This is a genomic window from Microcystis sp. M20BS1, from assembly GCF_020245305.1.
In the GTDB taxonomy this organism is placed as follows: Bacteria; Cyanobacteriota; Cyanobacteriia; order Cyanobacteriales; family Microcystaceae; genus Microcystis; species Microcystis ichthyoblabe_A.
On sequence record NZ_JADBUZ010000147.1, the window covers coordinates 1 to 5040 of the forward strand.

General features: G+C 40.5%; 3 protein-coding genes and 2 pseudogenes. 2 read left to right on the top strand and 3 right to left on the bottom strand.

What is annotated here, in order from left to right; translation table 11 throughout:
- The 3 genes and pseudogenes from IM507_RS14950 to IM507_RS14960 form a co-directional block, all read right to left on the bottom strand.
- Nucleotides 1-169 (bottom strand): annotated as a pseudogene (locus IM507_RS14950) (IS30 family transposase); the annotation flags it as partial.
- A gap of 235 nt (nt 170-404) precedes the next feature.
- Complete coding sequence (gene csaB / locus IM507_RS14955) at nt 405-1442, bottom strand: polysaccharide pyruvyl transferase CsaB (protein WP_123229882.1); 1038 nt, start codon at nt 1440-1442, stop codon at nt 405-407.
- Nucleotides 1443-1654: 212 nt separating this feature from the next.
- On the bottom strand, nt 1655-2734 hold the full coding sequence (locus IM507_RS14960; protein WP_069475555.1) for a RuBisCO accumulation factor 1: 1080 nt from the start codon (nt 2732-2734) through the stop codon (nt 1655-1657).
- Between the two features lie 213 nt (nt 2735-2947).
- Between IM507_RS14960 and IM507_RS14965 the strand changes: the two genes are divergently transcribed.
- Both IM507_RS14965 and IM507_RS14970 read left to right on the top strand, forming a co-directional pair.
- Nucleotides 2948-3748 carry a carbon dioxide-concentrating mechanism protein gene (locus IM507_RS14965; RefSeq protein ID WP_002753877.1) on the top strand — a complete coding sequence of 267 codons (801 nt, stop codon included), beginning with the start codon at nt 2948-2950 and terminating at the stop codon, nt 3746-3748.
- A 444-nt stretch (nt 3749-4192) separates the two neighbouring features.
- Nucleotides 4193-4933, top strand: a pseudogene (locus IM507_RS14970) (EcoRI family type II restriction endonuclease).
- Nucleotides 4934-5040 lie beyond the last annotated feature (107 nt).

Consider the following 5040-nt stretch of genomic DNA (forward strand, 5'->3'; position numbering starts at 1 on the left):
TATCTACATGAGTAACGAGAACTCCTAGATGATTGCCTCCAATCATTGTGTCACTTTCCCAATGACCGATTTCGGTTTTCTGGTCAGCAATTGCTGGTCGCTCGCTGATATCTACACGCCCTGGAATCTCTCCACGCTTACTTTTTGCTCCATTTCGACTCTTTCTTTTTCGGTTCTTCCGAACTTACACTGTAGAAAATTCCTCAAGCTCCCTCTCTGCACAGCAATGCTCTAAAGTTGATAAATATCAATCTAACAAAAATTCAAAGCCTTAGTGTACAAGCTTTACAAGCATAAGTTGTTGATAGTTTTACATGACAGGTTCGGTAGAGCCAAATCTTGTCTCACCCAGGGCAATAGTCGTGAAGTCGTGATCGCTTCGGTAATAGCACTCGACATAAAAATTAGCTCACCAATCTAGATAAAATTTCTCGATGAATTAAAGCTCGATCGATTAAAAAATGTTTGCGATCGCTGGTTAATCCCTCTCCATTGGCATAAAAATTAATCCAAGCATTACTAATATCATTAACTGTTTCTGGTAACTGATCTAATTCCCAACCCTGCATCGGTACTTCGGCAATTAATCGCGACACTTTCGGATCATAACTAAGGGCAAAACAACGACAATCTTCTGCTGCGGCCATAATTAAACTATGAAAGCGCATTCCGATCACCATTTCTACCCCGCGAAATAAGCCTTTTAACTGTCTTGGATCCTCTAAGCTAATGATTTGATAATTTTCCCTTAATTGACGTGCTACAGCTTCACAGAGAGGCAAATCCCGCGACTTTTGAAAAGGGACTAAGAGAATAAAAGCCCCCGTACTGGTTTGCAAATGAATTAAAGCTTGGGTTAATTTATCTAATTTTGCTGGGGTTAATAGGGGATGGGGACGTAAATTGACGGCGATTCTTGGGGCGGGTAAATCCGATAACCCCTTGACTGATTGAGCTTCTAAAGCCCATACTGGATCGGGGGCAACAATGGGACTAATACCCCAATCAGCCACTAAATGAGCCGATATATCATCGCGCACAGTAACTAAACTACATTGTTTTAAGACTTTTTTGGTTAACCAACGGGTAAAAGGTCTATTTAATGGTCCAATTCCCTGCCCCCAAGCAATAGTTTTTAAGCCCAATAATTGAGCAAGAGCCATTAAACCACCGTAATAAATTGGACTGGCAAAACTGGTGACATCCTGCATTAAACTGCCACCACCCCAGATAAATATATCGGCTTTTTTAAGAGTTTGAAAAACTTGCCACCAATCCCGACTAGGACAGGTTTCCACCCCATAACGTTGACTGGTTTCTTTGGGATTATTTGACAAAACAATAGGTTTAATTGCTGAGGGTAACATCTGCAATAGAGACACTAATAATGCCTCATCTCCTCCGTTTCCTCTCCCATAATATCCACAAATTACTGCACGCATATATTCAGTTATCAGTTATCAGTTATCAGTTATCAGTTATCAGTTTATAGTGCTTTTCACGTTACTGAGGTATCGACAAGTTTTGCCAACAAAGGGTTTAAGCTCCTTGCTCATACCTCATTCTGATGAAAACTGCTATATCTATTTTCTTGTTCCCACTCATAACTAATAGCTTAAACCTGATCAGTGATCAGTGATCACTGATCACTGATTTAGTCGTCCATTTGCCAGGGTTCGGTGATGTTGTTTTCATCGAGGATATTTTTGGCTCTTAAAATCAAGATCAATTCACCTAGTATGGTGACATCGGGGGAACTATCAAACCATTGTAAAGAGACAGAATTATCCCTCTCCACTAGATAATAATTGTTCACGTCCCATTCGGCCAAAACTCGATCGATTACTAATAACACTTCCTCAGACCTAGTGGCAATCGATCGAGGTAATTGATCACTAGGCCATAAAATAGCTACAGGATCGATCGCCTTGAGAATTGCTTGCCAACCGGGGAGAGGCACAATCGTTTGTTTATCCCCCACCGTTACCAGTCGAAAAGGTTCCTCGACGCTCAAACTTTCTGTGTGTTTTATATCAGTTACCGTCACCGGAAATCTTCCTACTAAAGGGATAATTCTGGCTAATTCGTCCTCATCCTGTAAACGATGGACGGGTAGCAACGGTGCGCTACGGGAGGGAGTAACGGTAAAATCTTGTAGTAAGGACTCGATCGCCTGTCTGGCCGAGTCAGAATGGGCAAATTTCAAACCTTTAGCGATTAATTTCGCTCTTTCGGCTAAATCCCGCTTTTGTTTGCCCCGTTTCCAACACTGATAAGCGATCGCATCTCCAGGATGACGGGTAAATTCACTGGGAATCTGGGATAAACGGGAAAAATCTTGGATAGCTTTGGCGATATCGTGTGCTTCGGCCACCTCAATCCTTTTTTCTGCCGCTAATTTCGCTGCCCCCAATCTTTGTTCTTGGTTGAGAATCCGTAATTCGTATAGCACATCACTGCGCGGCCCGATGTAGTAACTTAATAAATCTTCAGCTGCCCCCGCTTTGATTAAACTCTCAAAAACTTGGGCAGCGACAATAATTAAATTTTGTTGGGCATTTTGAAACCCGGTTTGTTCAAAAATTAACTGGGAATCGTAGCCAGCTTTTTGCAGTTTTTGACATTTTTGCCCCCAATTCACCCAATTTCCTTCCTTATGAAGCAGCGAGCGCATTAATTCGGTCGCTTCCGTTTCGCTGATTCGATCATCTGTACTGCGAGGCTGTTCTGTCATAGACAACTTGGTCAAGCTACAATAACTAAAATTTATCTAATCCCTAAAAAATCTTCAATAGCAATTAAGGTTAACAGGATAGACTAGATAGTAACAGGATAGCTGACAATCACCCCCTTCGTACCTGTTAGGGCAAGTTTATCTTCAATGTCTAGATTAAGAGTTAATGGAAGCATTCCCCCCTCGTCCACAACTAACCCCGGTCAAAGGACGATGAAAACCAAGCGTCACCCCAAAGATAGTGCCTTGGGTTTAGTCTCTACCCTCAGCTTTCCGGCGATCGTCGGGACGGCGGATATGATGCTAAAATCGGCAGAAGTTACCCTCGTGGGTTACGAAAAAATTGGCGGTGGTCACTGTACGGCGATCGTGCGTGGTAATATTGCCGATGTGCGTTTAGCAGTGGAAGAAGGGGCAAAAACCGCCGCACAGTTCGGACAATTGGTATCTAAATCGGTTATTCCCCGACCGATGCCCAATTTAGAGGTAATTTTCCCAATTGGTAGCCGTTTAGCCGAAATTGCCCAAAGTCAACGGGGTTTCAGCAAACTGAGCAATATGTCAATCGGTCTCTTGGAAACCCGCGGTTTTCCTGCTATGGTGGGAGCAGCCGATGCCATGTTAAAATCGGCCGATGTGCAGTTAGCTTCCTACGAAACGATTGGGGATGGTTTGTGTACGGCCATTATCCGGGGTTCCGTCGCTAATGTGGCCGTAGCCATTGATGCGGGAATGCGGGAAGCAGAGAAAATCGGTGAACTGCACGCGGTGATGATTATTCCCCGTTTATTGGAAGATTTAGAACATACCCTACCGGTGGCCAGCTACTGGTTAGAAACCCCCGAACCTTTACCGATGTTATTACCCAATACTGTCCGGGAAAAACAACGGGAATTGGTCGCTTTACCTGAATTGGAAAAAACCAAAATACCAATTCGTCGCCAAGAAATGCAGGAAAAAGTGTTAGAAGAAGTGATTCCCGTGGAAGTTATCACCGATGAGGACAATTATTAATTTTTATTTTCAGCTTTGCTCCTGTGCTGCTAAAAGTACAGGAGCAAAAGGTTGAATTAGAGTTTGCGGCAAAAAGTTTGTTGGTGGGTGTGGATTTCCCAGTAAAAAATCTTTACAGAGTCCCCCGACAGTTAAACCAATCGAATAATTATAAATTTTTGTTAAGGGGTGCGGTCAGATCAAATAATCGTCGCTAGAATCAGCCTAGTTGTCAGAAATTTAGTTAAACAAGGTTTTTGACAATATGCTAATCTGGCTAACAGGCTTTTGGGCGTGATATAGGGAAAAGTTCTGGCGATTGCGCCTAAATAGAGTGATATGCCGAAAGTTAACCCATATCGTTAGTCTGAGGAGTGTTATCCAGAAATTTTCCGTATAATTTTTAGTTATACATACATTATCTGTAGCAGAAAGTGGAAGATTTAAGTAAAGAAAAGGCACAATATGACTAAAAAGAATCAATCAAAAAGATTAACGAATCAACATAAAGAGTCTAAAGGTGTGGTTGGTATATTTGGAGATGAAGCAAAATCACACGACATAACTGTTGGAAAAATTTCACTTTTTGTAATTGAACAGCTTGAAAAGGAGTTTCCTCAATTATCTTTTCAATACAAAACGAGCATAAAAAAAGAAGAAATAAACGAAGCATTAAAGAAAATTGACCCAGAATTAGGACAAACACTTTTTGTATCAAATTCAAGTATTATACCCGATGGTGGAATAATAGAAGTAAAAGATGATAACGGTAATTGGAGAATCGTTTTAGTTTCGGAAGCTAAACATCAGGGGAAAGACATTGAAAACATCAAAGCAGGAAAACTTGTAGGAGCAAAAAATGATCAAGATTTGATGGCTGCTGGTAATGCGATAGAAAGATCCCATAAAAACATATCTGAAATCGCTAATTTGATGTTATCTGAATCTCATTTTCCCTATGTATTATTTCTAGAAGGCTCAAATTTTTTAACAGAAACTATTTCAATTAAAAGACCCGATGGAAGGGTTGTAACGATTGAATAAAATTCAGGAACGCTAAATAGATTAGATAGGTTAACTTCTGCAAATTATGGAATGCTCATTAATACCAATTTGTGTAAAAATAAGTTTGTCAAGCATAAAGATAAAACAATTATGCTTCAAGCAACTTCTATAGACCTCTTGCATAATTTTTTTATGGTATAATATAAGGTTTTGCTTTTTTCTCAATTCTTAGATTGAAGTGGAAAAAAGAATAAAATGTGATCTTAGGTCAGGAAATCATCTATAATTTTGCTATGTTTATTAGCAAA